This is a genomic window from Lactobacillus porci, from assembly GCF_009695985.1.
In the GTDB taxonomy this organism is placed as follows: domain Bacteria; phylum Bacillota; class Bacilli; order Lactobacillales; family Lactobacillaceae; genus Lactobacillus; species Lactobacillus absianus.
In genome coordinates this window covers 36416-55968 of record NZ_VUMX01000017.1, presented here as the reverse complement: position 1 = coordinate 55968, position 19553 = coordinate 36416, and the positions used below count along the sequence as shown (strand labels likewise).

Here is a 19553-nt window from a genome sequence, read left to right as displayed (position 1 = left end):
ATCAAAGGAACAAACAAATTAGAGCAGTGCGTACACGTGCTGTTCTGCCGTAGTTAATCAATCTGCGGAAGCATCTGAGGTCCGCCAAGGATGCTTGAGAAGCGACAGCGTAAGCCTTCGGGCTTGGCTATGGGAGAACTCTCTCCGGGGAGTTTGTTTGGACCACGCTAGTTAGTCGCAAACCCCCGACCGAGGTCGGGGGTAGTTGATGAATTTCTCCATTCAAGCTGATTTTTGTTAAAATTGAAGACGCATGGGGTTAAGGAAAGGAGACGACAACAATGCGCAAGTCAAAATTTAAATGGACTGGCAGAAATACCTTGGATATGGTGATGATCACGCTTGGGAGCGCAATCTATGCCTTCAGCCTGGACATGATCTCCATTCCCAATCATCTGGCTGACGGGGGACTGTCAGGCTTTACCCTGATTATCCGGCACTTCACGGGGATCAATCCCGGGATCAGCACCTTCGTCTTGAACATTCCCCTGCTCATCATCGGCTTCAAGTTCCTGGGCAAGCTGGCAATGCTCTACACTATCTGGGGAACCTTCTGCCTTTCCTTCTTCTTGAGTGCATGGTCTTACCAAACTATTATAGAACAACTTCCCCTCCATCACGACCCCTTCCTGGCGGCAGTGATGGCGGGGTCGCTTTCAGGTCTGGGCCTGGGCCTGGTCTTTCGCTACAACGGGACGACCGGGGGCAGCGACATCGTTGCCCGGGTCATGCAGACCGCGCGCGGGGTTGAGCCAGGCAACGGGCTGCTGCTCATTGACTTCTTAGCTCTGGCCTGCTCTTTGTCCTACCTGGACCTGTACCACGTGGCCTACACCATGGTTTCCTGCGTCCTGCTCAGCACCGTCTTGAGCAAGGTCGTAGCCGGCGGGACCCAGGCCAAGGGGGCCTTCATCATCTCGCCGAAGTACAAGGAGATCACCAAGATGATCGACCTGGAGCTCGACCGCGGCTTTACCTTCATCAACTCTGAAGGCGGCTACTCCAACGAAGAGCAGCACCTGATCTACCTGGTCATCAATACCAAGGAGATCCCGCTGCTCAAGCAGATCGTCAGAAACGAAGACCCTAACGCCTTCATGACCATTTTTGACGCCACGGAGGCGATCGGCGAAGGCTTCAGCTACAAGGCTAAAAAGACCAGCCTCTTCTCGCGCAAATAGCTTTAACCAGCGGCACTTTGCCGCCACGACAAAAATCCCGGCTCCAACGAAAGTGGAGCCGGGATTTTTTAGCAGGGAAAATTTCTTCGTGATTGCTTCTTGGCTAGTCACCTGGCTGGTTGTCCTTGTCGATGATCAGGACCGGCCTGATGACTTCACCGGAAACCGAAGCCGCATCTGCTTCGTTGATGTCCTTGAATTCGTAGAAGCTTGCGGTCGCCTGGCTTGAAGTTGCTTACGGTCGCGCCAGCTTGCACAGATCAATGTCGTCTCTCATGTGGAACTTGCCACCCTTGTGTTCTACGACTGCTGCAGTGATTTTCATTTATTTTTTCTCCTGACTAAGATACTTAATTTATCTTTTCAATTGTCAGTATATGACAGCCCTGCATCGCTTCAATAAGAAATAGTGATTTTTTCACATCTTTGGCATGACTTTTTGTGCCAAAATTACAGTTTCCTTTTCCAATTACAGATCAAGCCAATAAAAACAGGCTAATCATGCGATTAGCCTGTTGCGATTTATATTTTTTTATTAAATAACCAGTGTATTTTTAGCTAATTGTCGTCATCCCGGTTGCTGAACTCGTTCTGTCCGATCCGCCGGTCGATTTCTTTCAGCTTCTGCTGAAACGGCCCCGTCAAGAGCCGCATAAGGCGAATCAGGTCCAAGTGCCCGCTCTTCTGCCAGTCGGTGGCCAGCAGGTAGCCGCTCAGGTTGTGATCATCATCATAGATCGGCACGGCCAAGAGCCGCTTGACGCCCTTTTTATGCAGGAATTCGGCCTGCTTCTGGAAGCTGCCGTTCCCTTCAGCCAGCTTACGGACATCGCGCAAGAGGACATAGTCCTGTTTTTGGGCTTGGTCTTCCAAAGGCTGGATGAAACCATACTCCAGCTCTTCAGCATCATCGCCCAAAAGTCCGCCGCCCTGCTTGCTCCACTCATAATCGACGGAGAAGCTGTGCCGGTCGGTTCTGATGACCTCTACATGACTAGCCCCAGCCACCTCACCGATCTCGCCCAAGGCATCCTTGATATTATGGTAGAACTGGTGGCCGTTGAAAAGCAAGTGGGTCACGCGGAAGCATTCCTCATCCGTGACCGCCGTCTTCAAGGCTGATTCATTGCCGCTTTGAGTCACTGGCTCAAAAATCGTCACCGTGCATCCCGGCAAGACCGCGGCTTTTGAATAATAGTTGGTCCAAGCCCGCAGCGCCCGGTTGTAGCAGCCTCCAGTGACGGGCTTGCCCCAAAGGGCTGGCGCCAAGAGCTTGAGCCACTCTTCCCGCTCGCCGTAGAGCTGGGCATAGCGCTTGCCCAAGAGGGCATGGCGGCTGACGCCCAGACGCTCGCAGAACTGCTCGTTGGCAAAGACCAAGATCGCGTCTTCCACCTTGTCGCCGTAAGCGTTAAAGACCGGCTTGGCGATCACGAAAGGCAAAGGCAGGTCCAGATACTCATTGAACTCGCTGACTGGGTTCTGGTCCTCTTCTTTTTCCCGCTCGTCAGCCCAAGCCCGGTCGACGGCCAATTGGACCGCCTCTTGACTGTAGCTGGCCTCGCTTGCCTGGGCCAGACCGGTCCGCACGCTCAATTGGCAGTGGACGCCGTTGATGTCGCTTACTTTTTCAATGGCTTGTTTGATTTCCGCCGTTTCTGCCGCCAGCTCCTCTTTAGACAAAGTATTGGTGGCAATCGCGAAAGCCGCTCCCCGCATCCGGGCAACCAGATTGCGCTTGGCCAGGTGCTCATTGATGAGCTTGGCACAGATCATGATCAGCTCGTTGGCAAAGGCTGAGCCGTCGTTGATCTTCATCCGGTCAAAGTCGGCCACCTCAATCCAAGCCACGCAGTATTCCTGCTGGTTCTGCTTCCAGTAGTCGTCGTACTGGACCAAACGCGCGGCTAAGCCGTTGGCGTCCAGGAAGCTGGTCATGGCATCAGCTTCTGAGATCTTGCCAGGGAAGACCCGCTCCTTGCTGGAAAGCGCCGCGTCCAGATCTTCAAAATAGCCAACCAGGCCAACGATCTGGCCATGGTCAAAAATTGGAAACTTGCAGGCCATAATATGGCTGGTGATCCCGTTGAAGATCTGAGTCGTCTGGGCATTGATGACTGGCCGGCCTTCTTGCAGGACCCGCAGCTCGTCGTCTCTAAACGGGCCATTGTCCTTGTGCCAGCCGATCTGGTCATCAGTCTTGCCCAAAACGTCATTCTGGCTGGCAAAGCCATAGTACTGGAGGAAGGCCCGGCTGACGCCGACAAAGCGGCGCTGCGTGTCCTTCCAGAAGAATTTGAGACTGGACTCATGCTGCAAGGTCTTCCAGACCTCATATTCAACGTTGTCGATGGACGTGTCCAGCCCCCGGCGGCTGCTCATATACATTTCTTCCAGCAAGGAGACCTTCAGCCGCTCGTCTTCCCGGCTGTCCACCTTGACCAGCAGCATGAATTCTGCGTCATTGATCTGCACCAAGGTATATTCGCCCCAGTTGTAGAGCTCGCCGCTGACCTTGGTTCGGAAGTTTTCCGTCAGCCAGTTGCGCTTTTGGGCCTTCAGCTTGCCAGCGATCTGCCGGTAGCTTAAGAAGTCATGCCAGCGCGGCAGGTCATCGCGGTGGATGCATTCACTGCCATAGAAATCCGCGGCACTGGCCAGGCCACTCAAGGTCTGGCCCTGGCTTTCCCCGACCCGGTCACTGGCCACGACGCGGACTTGATCGCTGGCAAAGTCCAGATCATAGATCCGGTTGAAGACCGGCAGCACGTTTTTCAAGGACTTGTTCAAGTCCAGCTGCTGGCTTTCCTTTTGGCTGATGGTCCCATCGATCTTGGTCAAAAGGACGCAGCCCTTGCGGGCTTGGGCAACCGGCTTAAAGGAGAACTGGAAGTAGCGTCCGCCTGAAATCACGGTGGAAACGCGCTTGGCGTTGTTTCTGACGGCTTTTTCCGCCAGGCCGTGCAAGACGCTTGAATCAGCCAGGCGGTCGTTTAAGCCGGCTGACGCCAGCAAGTCCTTAAAGCGAGCATTGCCATAGATCGGGGCAAAGCTTATTCCATCATAAAAGTAGATGGCCAATGGCTCTGGGGTAATCAGGTCGATCAGGCCAACCTTGGCAAAAATCTGGGCCTCCTCCGGCGGTTCAATTGGGATTTCCTTAAGGGCCAAATGCGCCAGCAGGTCATCCAGTGCCTGCGGCTTGCCGAAGTAATAGCCTTGGATCCGTTCGCAGCCCGCATCCTTCAAGAAGTGGAACTGCTCTTCAGTCTCGACCCCTTCAGTCAGGGTATGAATTCCCAAGGACTTGGCCATGGAGATGGCTTTGGTGACGATCTTTTTGGAGCGGTCATTCAAGTTGCGCATGAAGCCCATGTCAATCTTGATTTCGTCAAAATGAAAGTCCTTCAAGGCATTCAAGGATGAGTAGCCGGAGCCGAAGTCGTCCATCCAAACCTGAAAGCCCAGATCATGGAAGCGGGCGATGGCTTTAGAGATCTCCTCCCGGCTCTGCATGACCGCGGTTTCCGTGATTTCCACGGCAATCAGGCTGTGGCGCAGGTGATAGCGGTCAAGGACCGCTGCCGTTTCCGCTACCGGGTCAACGGCATTGAAGTCAGAACGGGAAATGTTGACGGAGACCGGAACCACCGGCAGTCCTTGGGAAAGACGAGCGTCCAGCATCTGGCAGACCTGCTTTAAGACGAACAGGTCCAGCTTGTAGGACAGGTTGGCGTCTTCCAGAACCGGCACGAAGTCTCCAGGCGAGATTATCCCGTATTTAGGGTCAATCCAGCGGCTGAGAGCTTCCACGTTGCACATTTTTTGCGATAAAGTCCGCACTACCGGCTGGTAGTAGACCTGGATCCAGCCCTTGGCGATGGCTTCGTCAATATGGTAGAGCACGTGCTCTTGCAGCCGGTGCTTGTGATCCAATTTCTCATCATAAAAGACGATGCCTGATTTGTAGGGATCAGCCAAGCTCTCACAGGCAACTCGGGACTGGTTGCAGGCCTCGTCAAAAGTCAGCTTGTCAGGGTCATAGCCGCTGACCCCAATCCGGATCTCCCGGCGGCTTCTGACCTCATCGATGATCTCCTGCAATTTGGCATTGAGACCAAAGTCCACGGCATAGGCGTAGAAGCGGTCTTCACCTGACCGGGTGCAGGCATTCTCGCCAAAAGCCCGGGTCAATTGGCTAGCGACAAAGCGCAGGAGCTCATCGCCCTTTTTGAAGCCGTATTGGTTGTTGTAATCCTTCATCCCAACCAGGTCAAAGGAGATGACCGAGGTCGACTTGCCCAAGCCGTGCAAAAGGGCGGTCTGCGTCTGGCCAACTTCTTGAAAAGAGCGCAGGTCAAGCAGACCGGTCAAGACGTCGCGGTTGAGCTCGATCGGGGTTACGTAGCAGATCAAAAGGCCGCTTTCGCTTAAGGGCGCGCGGCGGATTTCCAAATTGACGATGTGCTCCTGGCCATGGCGGTCGGTCAGGGTCATGTGGTCAGCCTTGCCGCTGTTGGCACTGACAATTTTACGAAAAGCGTCCACGTTTTGGGCGACCACCATTTTTTCTGGCTGGTTGTCCAAATACTCGTTCAGTTCTTCCAAATTGTCACAAGCCAATAGCTCCAGCAGGCGGGCATTAGCGTAGACCAGGCGCGGCAGCTGTCCTTGATTCACCTGCAAAGCCAGGAAGGGTTCGCGGATATAGCTGAAGGTTTGGTCGATCAGTTGCTTTAGGTTTGGTTTCTTAGTCATAATGCTCATCTTGTTTCTTTATACGATTGCCGAAAATGCTGGCCTGGTATCCGGCCAATCAGCAGCATTCGTTTCCCGATTTTGTCATGCTCTTAGTAAGATTATAACTTGAAATAGTTGTTGTTTAAACCGCTTTATTTCTTCAAGCTCATGGACGCGCAAAAGAGTCTGGGAAAACTCTAACGAATAAAAAAGGCTTCTAGAAGCGCAAAACTTCTGGAAGTCTTTTCATGTATCTCAAATCACAGCAGAGAGCTGCTGAAGCTCAAAAGTACTCAACTGAATCGTTTTTCCATGACTCTTTGACTAAAGCATTTCTTCTTGCGCAAACTGGCTGTGGTAGAGCTGGCTGTAAAAGCCCCCCTTTTCCAGTAGCTCCTGGTGTCTTCCCCGCTCGATGATCCGTCCGTTCTTCATCACCAGGATCAAGTCGGCATTGACGATCGTCGACAGGCGGTGGGCCACGACGAAGGAGGTCCGCCCGGCCATCAGCCGGTCAAAAGCTTGCTGAATCAGCATTTCCGTCCGCGTGTCGATGGAGCTGGTGGCTTCATCCAAAATCAGCATTGGCGGCTTGAGCAGCATTACCCTGGTAATGCAGAGCAGCTGCTTTTGCCCGCCGCTCAGGCTGTCAGCGGTCAAATACGTGTCCAGCCCTTCCGGCAGGCGGCGGATAAAGCCCCAGGAGTGGGCTTCCTTGGCCGCGGCGATAATTTCTTCATCCGTGGCTTCCGGCTTGCCAAAAGCGATATTTTCCCTGACCGTCCCCTCTTCCAGCCAAGTGTCCTGCAAAACCATCCCAAAGTTCCGGCGCAAGGAGTGGCGGGAAACTTCGTAGATGCTCTTGCCGTCGATCATGATTGAGCCCGAAGCGGCATCATAGAAACGCATGAGCAGGTTGATCGTAGTCGTCTTCCCGCAGCCAGTCGGACCAACCAGGGCAATCCGCATCCCCGGCTTGGCCTCCAGGTTGAAGTCTTGAATCAGCGGCTTGTCTGGCACATAAGAGAAGTTGACCCCATGCAGGTCCACCTCCCCTTTGACGCTGCCCAGGTCCTCGCCAAGCTCTTTTTGCCCCTTTTCCAGGCTGGCAGCCATGGCTTCCGGCTCTTGGTCGATCAAGGCAAAAACGCGGGCCGCACAGGCCATGGCGTTCTGCAGCTCGGTCACGACGGAGCTGATATCGTTAAAAGGCTTCATGTACTGGTTGGCGTAGTTAAGCAGGACGCTCAAGCCCCCAACCGTCAGCTGGCCGGCCATGATCAAGAAGGCTCCTGCCAAGGCCACCAGCGCGTAGATCAACGAGTTGATGAAACGCGTTGCTGGATTGGTCAGACTGGAATAGAAAGTCGCGGCCTGGCTGTACTTCTGCAGGTCGGCATTGATCTTGGCAAAACGGCCTGAAGCCCGCTTTTCATAGCCAAAGGCCTTGACGACCTTGACCCCGCCGACCATTTCTTCAATCAGGGCGGTCTGCTGGCCCCGGGTGTCCGTCATCCTTTTGAACATCTGGTAGGAATGGCTGGCAATGAACTTGGCCACCAAGAAGCTGACTGGGGTCAAAAGCAGGACCAGCAAGGTGACCGGCACGGACTTGGAGAACATGAAGAACAAGGTCGCGGCAATGGTCACTATCCCCGTGAACAGCTGGGAGAAGCCCAAAAGCAGGCCATCAGAGATCTGGTCCACGTCGGCAATGATTCTGGAGACGATGTCCCCGCTTGAATGCTGATCCAAGTAGGCCAAAGGCAGCTGCTGGATCTTGCGGATGGCTTTTTGGCGAATGTCCTGAACGGTCCAATAGGCCAGCTTGTTGTTGATGATCCCCATCACCCAAGTCGCGGCCGAAGACAACAGGACCAAGATCAGGATCCTGGCGAGCAGGCGGGTGATGGCAGCAAAGTCAACGCGCCCTTGGGCAATAATTTGGTCAATCGCGTCACCGAATAAAACCGGCACGTACAGCTGCAGCAAAACGGAAATTCCGGCCAACAGGATGCTCAAAAAAAGCAGAATCCGGTAGCTGCTCAGCAGCCGCAGCACCCGCTTCATGGCTTGCCATGAAGACATGCCGTCGGCTTGGCCGCCAACTTTATTTTCGGCTTTTTTCCTATTATTTTGGGTAGTTTTCCCCATCGGTCAGTCCACCTCGCTTTCCAATTCAGGTAACTCCCAATCCGGGAACTGGGAGCGGATGATTTCCCGATAGACTCGGCAGGTCTGCAGCAGGGTCTGATGCTGTCCCTTCCCCACCAGGCGGCCATCGTCCAAGACCAGGATCTGATCGGCCTGCATGATGGAAGAGGCACGCTGGGAGATGATAAAGGTCGTCGGCTTGGGCAAAAGGGCAGCCACGCTCTGGCGGAGTCGGGCTGCCGTGGCCAGGTCAAGGGCGCTGTCGCTGTCATCCATGATCAGGACCGGGGACTGCTTGACCAGAGCCCGGGCAATGGTCAGGCGCTGCTTTTGCCCGCCTGACAGGTTCCGCCCCTCCTGCTCAATCTGAAAGTCCAGCTTCCCCGCCTTGTTTTCAACCACGTCGCTGGCCTGGGCCAGCTTGATTGCGTTCCACAGCTCCTGGTCGCTGGCCGCTTCCTTGCCCAGGCGCAGGTTGTCCCGGATGCTGCCGGCAAAAAGCTGGGCTTTCTGGGGCACCACGGCCACCTGCTGGCGCAGCTCTTCCTGGGTCAAGTCGGCAACTGCCTGCCCGCCGATAGCAACCTCGCCCGCATCCGCGTCGTAGAATCTGGCAATCAGCGCTGCCAGACTGGACTTGCCGGATCCCGTCCCGCCAATGATGCCGACCGTTGAGCCGGCAGCCGCTTCAAAAGAGATGTCCGAAAGGGCTGGCGCGCCGGCTTGCGGGTAGGTGAAGGTCACGTTTTTGAAAGAAACGCTGGCATCAGCCGGCCTGGCCGCGTTTTTTTCCGGATAAGTCTGGGCCGGCTCGATGCTAAGGACCTGGTCAACCCGGTCAGCGCAAGCCAGGGCCCGGTTGATGGTGATGATCAAGCTGGCCAATTTGATCAATTCGACGATCATCTGGGCCAAATAGTTGTACAAGGCCACCACTTGCCCCTGCTGCATGGCGCCGCTGTTGACCTGGATGGCGCCAACGTAGATCAAGATGATGGCCGCGATGTTGATCAGGGCGTAGGTCAGCGGATTCAAGGCGGCCGACAGGCGGCCGACGAACTCATTCAGCTTGGTCATGGCCGCGACCTTCTGGTCAAACTTGGCCACTTCCGCCCCCTCCTTGCCAAAGGCCCGGATGACCCGGACCCCGGTCAGGTTCTCATTGGTCAGTCGGGTGATCTCATCCAGTCTGGCCTGGACCTGCCGATAGAGCGGAATGGACACCAACATGATGCCAAAAACGACCAGGGCCAGCAGCGGAATTGCCGCCAGAAAGATCAAGGCAGCCTTAAAGTTGATCGTAAAGGCCATCACCATGGAGCCAAAAACGATGAAGGGACTTCTGAGCAAGAGCCGCAGGGCCATGTTCAAGCCTGTCTGCACCTGATTGATGTCGGAAGTCAACCGGGTGATCAAGGTACTGGGGGCAGTCTGGTCCAGGTTGGCAAAGCTCAAGGATTCCACCTTGTCAAAAGCCGCCTGGCGCAGCTTGGTCGCAAAGCCGACGCTGGCCTTGGCGGCAAACCACTGGGCCGTGACCGAAGACGCGATCCCCAGAACCGCCAGCAGGACCAAGAGTCCGGCCTGCTGGAAGATGTATGGCTGGTTGTGCTGCTTGATCCCATAGTCGATGATCTGGGCCACGACGATCGGCACCAGCAAATCAAAAAGAGCTTCCAGGAGCTTAAACGCGGGCGCCAGGATGCTCTCTTTTTTGTAATCAGCCAAATATTTGCTGAGATTTTTCATTTTTCTCAATTTCCATTTCTAAATATTATCTTGCTAAATTTTAGCATACTTTCCTGAAAGACAGATTCTGATTTCACTAGTATTTGAATGAACTTTGTGATCCCTTCCAGCAAATTTTTCAATATCATTTTTCGTCCTAAAGAAATTAAATTTAACCTTTTTCCTTTGCTTTTAAGAAGAGGGTTCTATAATATATAAAATATTGGTACTGTCTCCGGACAGGCCAAGGCGCTTTTTGGACAAGCAGGCTAAAAAGCTTGGAAGATCGCGACATTTGGCCTAGGCCAAAGTGACTGCCAGCAGACCTGAAAAGGAATGGCCGACCGGCAACATTATTCCCATTTTGTCATCAGCTTTTTTATTCTTTTCTTCAGCTGGAATAAAAAACTTATTTGATCAGCTTTTGCTTGTTTTCCAAAAAAATCGGGCTTTTGGAAAATAATTTTTTTCTTTATGTCAGACTTGAGATATGATTATTTTTGGATCGCTAGCAGCAAATTGGGCACTTTTGCGAGCGATTTGCATTCATTATTAGAATTAGGAGCTAACTGAATTACCGTGAGAATTGAACACTTAGAAATTTTCATCAATGCGGCCCAGACGCAGAGCTTTACCAAGACCGCGGAGAACATGAACATGTCGCAGCCAGCCGTTTCCTTGGCCATTTCTTCAATTGAGAAGCAGCTCGGCTACCAGCTCTTCAGCCGTTCCCGCCGGAAGATGATTCTGACCCCTGCCGGCAAGAGCCTTTACAACAGCATGAAGGCCGAGCTGGATGGCTACCGCATTGCCCTCTCCAAAGCCAAGCGGATTGCCATGGCTGAGGGACAGACCATCTTGCGGATCGGCCTTTTGGGCATGCCAGCCGAGCAGGTCATCATCCCCCGCATCCTGCGTGAGTACAAGACCCTGCACCCAACGATGAACTTTGAATACTATGTTGAAAAGCATGCCGACCTAATGAACAAGCTGGCCGCCCACGAGCTGGACATGGTCCTGACTACCTCGGAAGCCATTCCCAAGGCTTCCGGCTTCAGCCACACCGACCTCTGCCAGATCGAATGGTGCGCCGTGATTCCAAAGTCTCACGCTTTTGCCGGCAAGCAAAGCTTGAAGCCAAGCGATCTTGATGGCAACGACCTGATCTTCCTGGACTCCTCCTGGGCTCCGCCGGTGATGTCGGCCCTGCAGGAGAAATTAGAGCAAGAATGCGCAAGCAGCCGCATCTTCTTCGCCAACAACGTGGTGGCCCAGTCAATGATGGTCCTGACCCAGCAGGGGATTGCCGTTCAGCCTTTCGCTGCCGGAGCAACGGCGGCCTACGGCCTGCAGAAGATTCCGTTTGACTTCGATGTCAGCGCCAACGCCTCAACTTTGAGCCTGATCACTGCCGACGACCGGGAAAACCCAGACGTTGATGCCCTGCTCAGCTGGATGAAGGGACAGGATCTCAGCAAGTAGCAGCTGAATATGCGGCAAATTTACTTTAAAGATGATGAAAAGCCAAGGCTTATTTAAGTCTTGGCTTTTTTGCTGCAGTCAGCACATATTTATCCTTGCTTAATGCATGTTCTTGTAGGCCGCCCGGCAGGCATCCAGCATCCGATCGATGTCAGCTCCGCCGTAGAGGGGATACTCCAGCTTGCGCAGAAACTCCAGGGAAAAGCCCTGGGCCAAGTCCTCCTCGCATTTTCTGGCCTCTTGCATAAAGTCGGTTGCTTCCAGCTCTTTCAAGGTCTGACCGGCAACATATCCCGGCTGATGCAGGATCGAATCGGCCGGCCACTTGGGCTTGGCAGCCCCATGCCGCTCATTGAGCTGCTGCAGGTAGAACTTGATGGCCCAGTTGTGCGTCAATCCAGCCTGCAGGTCGTGCTTGGCCTTGCCTGGCCTTGAAGCAACGTCGAACAGGAATCGGCAGGGAATATTGCTCGTCCGGAAAGCCGCCTTCTGGTCGGCAAAGGCAAAATCCACCATTGGACAGAGGCCAACCAAATCCAGCGGCCGGTGGCGAAAACTATAAAAACTGAAGTAAGCATAGCTGCCGCAGGAAATGATATGCCGCTCCTTGATGCCCAGCAGGCTAAGGGTATAGTCATGCATATACATTTCCGTATTGGTGAACTGCCGCTCTACGCGGGCAAGCAGGAAATTGACCGAGCGGACCGACAAGACCACGCCGGCCTGGCGGTCATAGATCACGGTCCGATAGATGCCATCAAGCGGCTTGTCCCGCAGGTCATAGGCCGCGAGGAACCCTGGCCCCATCCGGTAGCCGGCGTCAGTCACGCTCTGCGCCAATTCTTGCTTTGAAAATCGGTAGATTGAGTCGTGGCTGATCGCGATGCACGGCGGCTTATCCCAAAAACGATGACAGGACATGCTTGGCTTTGATGACATATTTTTTCTCTCCTTTGCACAATTATCCATTAATCAGGACAACCTATTAATTTTTTCAAAAATAAGATATCAAAGCTCTGGCGTGAATGCAAGCGCATTCTTAGAATAATCTTCAGCAACAATAAAAAACATAAAAAGGCACTGACAGAATGCCTGTCAGTGTCTAAGAACAAGGTCAAAAATATTTAATGCTTAAAGAAAATCAGGCAAGATTCGTTAATCTTTAACTTGCAGCTGCTGGCGGACCTCCGCTACTTGCGCCTGCACGGACGCGGGACTCGGCCCGCCGAATGACTTCCGCTTTTCTAGGCAGTTGTGGAGATCGATCGCCTGGTAGACGTCTTCTTCAAACAGGGGGCTGAACTGCTGCAGCTCAGCCAAAGGCAGGTCTTCCAAGACAGTCTCCTCCTTGATACACTTAGCCACCAGCTGGCCGGAAAGATGGTAGGCATCCCGGAAAGGCAGTCCCTTCTTGGTCAGGTAATCCGCCAGGTCGGTGGCATTGATGAAGCCGCGCTGAGCCGCCTTGAGCATGGCGTCTTCGTTGGCCTGCATGGTCTCAATCATGGGGATGAAGGTGGCCAGGCACATTTTGACGCTGTCGACCGCGTCAAACAAGCCTTCCTTGTCTTCCTGCATGTCCTTGTTATAGGCTAGCGGCAACCCCTTCAAGGTGGTCAAAAGGCCCATTAAGTGTCCATAGACCCGACCAGTCTTCCCCCGGGCCAATTCCGCCATGTCCGGGTTCTTCTTCTGCGGCATGATGGAGGAGCCGGTCGTGTAGGCATCATCCAGGGTCACGAAGTGGAATTCCCAAGATGACCATAAGACGATTTCTTCGCTCAGCCGCGACAGGTGCATCATCACCATTGACAGGTCGCTTAAGTCCTCCACGACGTGGTCGCGGTCGCTGACCCCATCCAGGCTGTTGGGTACCGGCCCGGCAAAACCCAGCAAGGAGGCCTCATAGAAGCGGTCCGTGTCATAGGTCGTCCCCGCCAAGGCACAAGAGCCGATTGGGTCATAGTTCATCCGCTTTTCCATGTCAGCCAGGCGGCTCTTGTCGCGCATGAACATGTAGGCATAAGCCATCAGCTGGTGGCCAAAAGTAATTGGCTGGGCCCGCTGCAAGTGGGTGTAGCCGGGCATCAAAGCCGCCTTGTATTCTTCCGCCTTGTCGCACAGGGCTGACACCAGGTCAGTCAAGAGCTGCTGGATGGCCTGGTTTTCCTTGCGCATGTACAAGCGGATGTCCAAGGCCACTTGGTCATTTCTGGACCGGGCCGTATGCAGCATTTTTCCATCCGCCCCGATCCGCTCCGTCAGAACTTCTTCAATGAACATGTGGATGTCTTCAGCAGTAGGGTCAAAGTCAAGCTTGCCCTGGTCCAGGTCAGCTTCAATCCCTTCAAGGCCCTTGATGATGTCCTTGGCTGAGTCTTCCGGGATGATCTCCTGCTTGGCCAGCATCTTGGCGTGGGCGATTGAGCCCGCGATGTCTTCCTTGTAAAGCCGCTGGTCAAAATGAATCGATGAATTGAAGTCATCCGCGATTTGGTCCGTCTTGCCAGCCGTCCGGCCAGCCCACATTTTTTTCATGGCAATCTCCTTCGTCAAAAATCTCCGTCACGCTCTGCTTCTACTATATAAAGCAGCTGGCCTACTTGTTGCCTTTCTTAGCATCAAGACGGGCTTGAACAGAGATTGGCAGACCAAACAGGTCGATGAAGCCACCGGCTTCTGCCTGGTCGTAGTCAGAAGCATCAAACGTTGCCAGTTCTGGTGAGTAGAGGCTGTCCTCTGAACTTGCGCCGGCCTTGATGATGTTGCCCTTGTAGAGCTTAAGCTTGACCGTGCCGTTGACGGCTTCCTGGGTCTGGTCGACAAAAGCATCCAAGGCGGCCTTCAAAGGCGTGAACCACTTGCCATCGTAGACCAGTTCACCGTAGGTGATGGCCAGCTTGGCCTTTTCGTGCTGGACTTCCTTGTCCAAAGTCAGGGTTTCCAGGTATTCATGGGCAAAGTAGAGGATCGTCCCACCAGGAGTTTCATAAACGCCCCGGGACTTCATGCCGACCAGCCGGTCTTCAACCAGGTCCAGGATGCCAATCCCATTCTCCCCGCCCAGCTTGTTTAAGGCCAGGACGATCTCTTTTGGAGTCAGCTGCTGGCCATTCAAGGCAACGGGCAAGCCCTTGGCAAAAGTCAGGCTGATATAGGTCGGCTCATCTGGAGCATCGATTGGGGAAACGCCTTCTTCCAAAAAGCCAGGCTTCTCATAGCTTGGCTCCAGGCTCGGGTCTTCCAGGTCCAGTCCTTCATGGCTCAAGTGCCAAAGGTTCTTGTCCTTGGAGTAGTTGGTCTCCTTGGTGATCCGCAACGGCACGTGGTGGGCGGCGGCGTACTCAATTTCGTCTTCCCGGCTCTTCAGCTCCCATTCCCGCCAAGGCGCAATGATTGGCATGTCCGGCAGGAAGTGCTTGATGCCCAGTTCAAAACGAACCTGGTCATTGCCCTTGCCAGTCGCGCCGTGGGCAATGGCATCCGCCCCTTCCTTGATGGCGACTTCAGCCAGCCCCTTGGCAATCAAAGGCCGGGCATTGGAAGTGCCCAGCAGGTAGCCCTCGTATTTAGCATCGGCCTTCAGGCAAGGCATAATGTAGTCGTTGACGTATTCATCAGTCAGGTCCAGGACGACCAGCTTGGAAGCGCCGGAATTCTTGGCCTTCTCCTCCAGTCCGTCCAGTTCATCCCCTTGACCCACGTTGGCGGAAACCGCGATGATTTCCGGGTTGTCATAGTTCTCCTTCAGCCAGGGAATGATCACCGAAGTGTCCAAGCCGCCGCTGTATGCCAATACGATCTTCTTAATCTTGCTCTTGTCAATAGTCATAATTAATCTCCTGATATCTGAATCTGCTGGTTCTCTTTAAGTGCTTGCTTGTCCTGTTGCTCTTCCTTGATCCTTGCCTCATCTTGCTCACCTCATCTAAAAATTGCCTGGCAATCAAAAATCGCCCCTTTGCCTAATGCAAAAGGACGATTTGAATTCGCGGTACCACCTTAATTCCCGGTCAGACCATGCGGTCTGTTCCGGACTCTCTTGCCCTATATCGCAGAGCTGCGGCGGCTGCCTCAATTTCATCAGCCGCGCTCCCGGCCGCGTTCCCCAGTCTGGCCTTGTTTCCTCACAACTACGAAACTCGCTGAAAAGGTCAGGGGCCCAGGTACTATTGCCATCGCTGATTGATTTGTTATTGAGTATTTTAACATGATTTTAATTTTGTGCAAGAGTTTTTTTGCAATTTAGAACCGCCGCTTTGACTATGAACAGTAACTAGAGTATTCTTAAAGCTATAATTAGTTGTAATCATCTTTAATCAGGAAGTCTAATAAGCACAATGAATACAGATAAAATTAAAATTTTCCTTGATTTGGCGGAAACGCTCAATTTCTCCCGGACCGCCTTAAACATGAACATCACTCAATCCGCCGTATCCCAGTCGATCTCCTCGCTTGAGAAGTATCTGGGCACCAAGCTCTTCTACCGCAACCGCAAGAAGGTCTCCTTGACTCCAGCCGGGCGGCTCTTCTATTCGGGGATGCACCCGGTCTTGACCCAGTTTGGCAAGGCCGTCATTCATGCCCGGGAAGTTGCCCAGTCAGTCAAGACCATGTTGACCATCGGCTTCAGCGGCACTCCATATGACGTCTACGCCTTGGCGGAATTGATCAAGGACTTCCGCGAGGACTACCCGCAAGTCAAGGTCTTCCTTGAGAACTACGACTACCGCACCTTGGTCGAGCGCTTGAAGCAAGGCTACTGTGACGTCGTTTTGACCAAGTCCGAGGCCTTCAGCGAAAGCAGCGAAGTCAGATTTGACTACCAGTTTCTGGCCAAAAGCCGCTACTGCGTGGCCGTCAGCAAGGATTATGACTTCAAGGGCCAGCAGCCAGTATGTTTTCAAGACTTGGCCAATGAGCGCCTGATCTTCCTGGATCCGCGCTGGTGCCTGCCAGTTCAGAATGCCCTGCAGGCCAAGCTCACCCGTGAGTTTCCTGAGGTTGACTACACGCTTGCCAACAACATCGTGGACTTTGCCGAAATGATCCGGGCCGGGCTTGGCGCCGGCGTAGCTTCACCTTTAGCCGTTGACCCGCGCGACGAAGACGTGCGGCTCTTGCCGCTAGCCCAGGAATATACGACTGAGTTGGGCATTGCCAGCCTTGAGGGGCACAAGTCAGAAGCCGCCACCAATTTCATCGACTGGCTGATCAAGCATGATCTGCCCGCAATGCACCCAGTTGAACAGGATTAGGAGGCCACTATGAACACAGAACATCTGGCAATTTTCATCAATTTGGCAGAAACCCTCAGCTTTTCAAGAACGGCGCTCAACATGGGCGTTTCCCAGTCAGCCGTGTCCCAGACCATTTCCTCAATGGAAAAGTTCCTCGGGGCTGACCTCTTCTACCGCACCCGCAAGAAGGTCTCCCTAACTCCGGTCGGCGAAGCCTTCTACAAGGACATCAAGCCCATCCACCACGGCTACTTGGACACGATCCGCAGGCTGGAGCAGATGAGCGCTGAATCCAAGAGCAAGATCCGCGTTGGCATCAGCGGAACCATGTACGAAGTTGCCGGCCTGTCCCAGGCCATCAGCAGCTATAGCGCGGAAAATCCCGATGTCCAGTTCTTGATTGAGCAGCACAATTACCATGAACTGGTCACCAAGCTCAATGAAGGCATGCTGGACCTGATCTTCCTGCACAAAGACGCTATCGCCAACCAGGCCAACATCAACTTTAAGCCCCTGCTTGCCGGCACGTACGCGGTCGCTTTCAAGAAGGGCGCCTTTAAGGGCTCTGACAAGTTGCAAATCAGCGACTTGGCCGGCCAGCGAGTGGTCTTCTTGGAAGACAGCATTGCCAGTCCCAGCCTGTTTGCCTTGCAAAAGAGCCTGTGGCAGAAGGTGCGTGATCTGCAGATCGTTTCCGCCAATTCAATGCCTTCAGCCTTTTTGAGCATCCAGTCCGGCATGGCGCTCGGCATTCTGCCAAGCACTGCCCTGCCGCTTGACCCGGAGCTGACTGTCCTGCCGCTTGAAGGAGCAGGCAAGGCAGCTGAATACGGCTGCGCGATTCAGGCCAGAACGATGTCGACCGTTGCTATCGACTTCCAGGGCTGGCTTGAGGCCGGCAAGATGGCTCCAGTTCACGAATTTGGCTAACCAAAGCTGAGACATTTTAAACAGATTTGCTAATTAAAAAGACATGACTTGGGTCATGTCTTTTTTGTTTACATGAGGATTTTTTATAATGATCCAAGCCCTAACTATTCGGATTTGGATCATTTTTGCACGGTGATTTTCAGCCGGTGCCCTTCGGCTTCAACCGAGCCATCCGCGAACATGGCCTTGACCGACACCTGCCTGCTCCCGGCCTCTTGGAAGTCTTCATAAGTCTTTTCGTCCGCGTCCATGACCATGAGATCATGGATCTTGCCCTTGACCGCTTCATAATTGACCAGGACGGCCTGCCCCAGCAGCGCTTGAAAGTCAGCCCGCTCGTTGCAGCGGGCCGGAAAAGGCTGGGCGGCATTCTGGTAGAGCAGCTTGGTCTGCCGGGCCTGCCCCCACAGCGGGATTTTGATTCGCACCGGCACCTGGTCCAGGCTGCGATCAGGGTAGCGGACTAGTGCCACGCCCTCATGCAGGCCTGGGGTCGCGAAATCGCCCGCGCTGATCCCAGTCAGGGTCATTTCCGTCCCTTCAGGCAGCTTGGCGCGCTGATGGGCGGCCAGGAGGGCGCCATAGGCAAATTCTGGGTCAGCTTCTGCCGCTGGCGGCGTGCAATTTTGCTCCAATTCTGCCGGCGAATAAAGCAAAGTCTTGGCAAAATCGGGTGCAAACCGCTCCGCCATGGCCTCTGGCCGGGCCTTGACCTGGACAAGCACCCGCTTCAAGTACTCAAAGCCGTCGGCATATTCCACGTAAAGATAAGCGGTCTGCCGGCCCGGAAGCTCTGGCTGAAAATAGCGGTGGCAGCCAGGATCAGCTGCCACTTCCAAGCGGACCGCCTGCTGCTTGACCTGGGCCAGGTTCTGCACCAGCGCCGCTAACAAGCGCCCTTGAACCTGGTAAGCGTCGGCATCGTAATCCGCCGCCAGCATGATCTGGCTCTTGACACGCGGCAGGCATCTGGCTTTGCCGGATGCCTCTTTTGCTGAAGCTATTGTTGAAGCTTTGTCTGCTTGTATCTCTTTGCTTCTAGCTCGCTTTCCTGTTTTGTCTGCGTATTTTGTTTCTGCTGTTTTTCCTGCGCTTTCCGCGGCATTTTTTCGCCTGGCTGCTTTGCTGGCCGCTGGCCTGGCTTCTTCTGCCGGCCGATTCTTTTCGCCTGCTCCGCTGCTTGAGCTGCAGGCTGCCAGGCTGGTCAGCAAGAAGATGGCCAGGATGAGGCCTTGCCACTTGCTCTTCATTTGCTTCCTCCATTTCTATGCTGCTTTCTTGGTCCGCAAGCTCAGTTTACGGGATCCGCCTTAAGAAAAGCCAGCCTGTTTGGACAAAATTTGGGACTTATATAAAAAATCACTTAATTTTCTTAACAGCCCCCTTTTCTATGTAAAAAAGGCTGGCAAGCTCATTAATGCTTGCCAGCCTTATTCTTATTCATGCCAGTCAGGTTCTGCTTGGCGGTAAGGGCTTCGTCCCATGGCAAAAGCTCATCCTGCCTGCCCTCAGGATGGTACTGGGCCAGCCAGTGGTCAAGCTGCTTCTGTGAAACGGGGACCAGCTTGAGCCATGCCCGCTTGCGGATGCCCAAGCTGGTCAAGTCGCCGGCCTGGACCTTCTTTAGCGCCGCGAAGTCGCATGGATCGTACAGGCCTTGAAAGGCTTGACCATAGAACTTGACTTTGACCCCTAAGAAGACCACCAAGTGGGCGGCCGCGGCCTGGCTGACCGTCAGCTTGTCGCTCAGTTCCGCCAAGGCAAGGCAGTCCGCCATTGGCGTGCTCTTGACCGGAAAGCGGTAGGACTTGCGCCAGTCCAAGGCCCGTCTGGGAATTTCTTCCCCGCGGTCGGTGAACTCCCCTTCAAGCACCGCGATGTCCTCATCATACTGGCGGATCAAGTCAGCCTGAAAGGCCTTCAGCTTGACCTTGATCTTCATGTTGGGCTGGTAGTCCAGTCCGGCTTCTTTGGCGCTCTGCTCAGCAGTGTCCGTGATCAGGCTGGCAAAAATAATCCGCCAGCGCTCAGCCCGCTTCTCATCCAGCAAACGGGTCAATTCTTCTTCCGTCATCTCTTCAACTGCCTTAGTCATGCC

At 53.9% G+C, this 19553-nt stretch carries 12 protein-coding genes and 1 pseudogene; 4 read left to right on the top strand and 9 right to left on the bottom strand.

All coding sequences use genetic code 11. From position 1 onward, the window contains the following. Positions 1-281 precede the first annotated feature (281 nt). Positions 282-1181, top strand: a complete 900-nt coding sequence (locus FYJ62_RS06980) for a YitT family protein (protein ID WP_154548990.1) — start codon at positions 282-284, stop codon at positions 1179-1181. A gap of 103 nt (positions 1182-1284) precedes the next feature. Here FYJ62_RS06980 and FYJ62_RS10815 read toward each other — a convergent pair. From FYJ62_RS10815 to FYJ62_RS06960, 4 genes and pseudogenes are all read right to left on the bottom strand, one after another. Further along, positions 1285-1398: pseudogene (locus FYJ62_RS10815) on the bottom strand (dehydrogenase); the annotation flags it as partial. A 341-nt stretch (positions 1399-1739) separates the two neighbouring features. After that, entirely contained in the window at positions 1740-5939 is a 4200-nt protein-coding gene (locus FYJ62_RS06970) for an EAL domain-containing protein (RefSeq protein WP_195837413.1), read from the bottom strand. 306 nt (positions 5940-6245) lie between these two features. Further along, positions 6246-8009, bottom strand: coding sequence for an ABC transporter ATP-binding protein (locus FYJ62_RS06965; protein ID WP_229771862.1), 1764 nt, complete (start codon positions 8007-8009; stop codon positions 6246-6248). Between the two features lie 69 nt (positions 8010-8078). Beyond that, a complete protein-coding gene (locus FYJ62_RS06960; RefSeq protein ID WP_154548988.1) occupies positions 8079-9824 on the bottom strand; it encodes an ABC transporter ATP-binding protein in 1746 nt (581 codons plus the stop codon). A 558-nt stretch (positions 9825-10382) separates the two neighbouring features. Between FYJ62_RS06960 and FYJ62_RS06955 the strand changes: the two genes are divergently transcribed. After that, positions 10383-11285 carry a LysR family transcriptional regulator gene (locus FYJ62_RS06955; RefSeq protein WP_326832011.1) on the top strand — a complete coding sequence of 301 codons (903 nt, stop codon included), beginning with the start codon at positions 10383-10385 and terminating at the stop codon, positions 11283-11285. Positions 11286-11384: 99 nt separating this feature from the next. On the opposite strand, the gene FYJ62_RS06950 is transcribed toward FYJ62_RS06955, so the two are convergent. The 3 genes from FYJ62_RS06950 to FYJ62_RS06940 all read right to left on the bottom strand — a co-directional run bounded on the left by FYJ62_RS06950 (position 11385) and on the right by FYJ62_RS06940 (position 15117). After that, positions 11385-12224 (bottom strand): hypothetical protein, encoded by an 840-nt coding sequence (locus tag FYJ62_RS06950; RefSeq protein WP_154548987.1) that lies wholly within the window; start codon positions 12222-12224, stop codon positions 11385-11387. Between the two features lie 216 nt (positions 12225-12440). Beyond that, positions 12441-13823, bottom strand: a complete 1383-nt coding sequence (gene argH / locus FYJ62_RS06945; protein WP_154548986.1) for an argininosuccinate lyase — start codon at positions 13821-13823, stop codon at positions 12441-12443. A 61-nt stretch (positions 13824-13884) separates the two neighbouring features. Then, positions 13885-15117 carry an argininosuccinate synthase gene (locus tag FYJ62_RS06940; protein ID WP_154548985.1) on the bottom strand — a complete coding sequence of 411 codons (1233 nt, stop codon included), beginning with the start codon at positions 15115-15117 and terminating at the stop codon, positions 13885-13887. A gap of 508 nt (positions 15118-15625) precedes the next feature. On the opposite strand from FYJ62_RS06940, the gene FYJ62_RS06935 reads away from it, so the two are divergent. Together FYJ62_RS06935 and FYJ62_RS06930 are read left to right on the top strand one after the other, a co-directional pair. Next, positions 15626-16543 (top strand): LysR family transcriptional regulator, encoded by a 918-nt coding sequence (locus FYJ62_RS06935; protein ID WP_154548984.1) that lies wholly within the window; start codon positions 15626-15628, stop codon positions 16541-16543. Between the two features lie 9 nt (positions 16544-16552). Next, the gene (locus FYJ62_RS06930; protein ID WP_154548983.1) at positions 16553-17455 is read left to right on the top strand and encodes a LysR family transcriptional regulator; all 903 of its coding nucleotides are present in this window, start codon (positions 16553-16555) and stop codon (positions 17453-17455) included. 119 nt (positions 17456-17574) lie between these two features. Here the strand turns inward: FYJ62_RS06930 and FYJ62_RS06925 are convergent, their stop codons facing one another. Both FYJ62_RS06925 and FYJ62_RS06920 read right to left on the bottom strand, forming a co-directional pair. Further along, positions 17575-18705, bottom strand: a complete 1131-nt coding sequence (locus FYJ62_RS06925) for a Rib/alpha-like domain-containing protein (protein ID WP_154548982.1) — start codon at positions 18703-18705, stop codon at positions 17575-17577. Positions 18706-18869: 164 nt separating this feature from the next. Further along, positions 18870-19550 carry a hypothetical protein gene (locus FYJ62_RS06920; protein ID WP_229771859.1) on the bottom strand — a complete coding sequence of 227 codons (681 nt, stop codon included), beginning with the start codon at positions 19548-19550 and terminating at the stop codon, positions 18870-18872. Between the last annotated feature and the right edge of the window lie 3 nt (positions 19551-19553).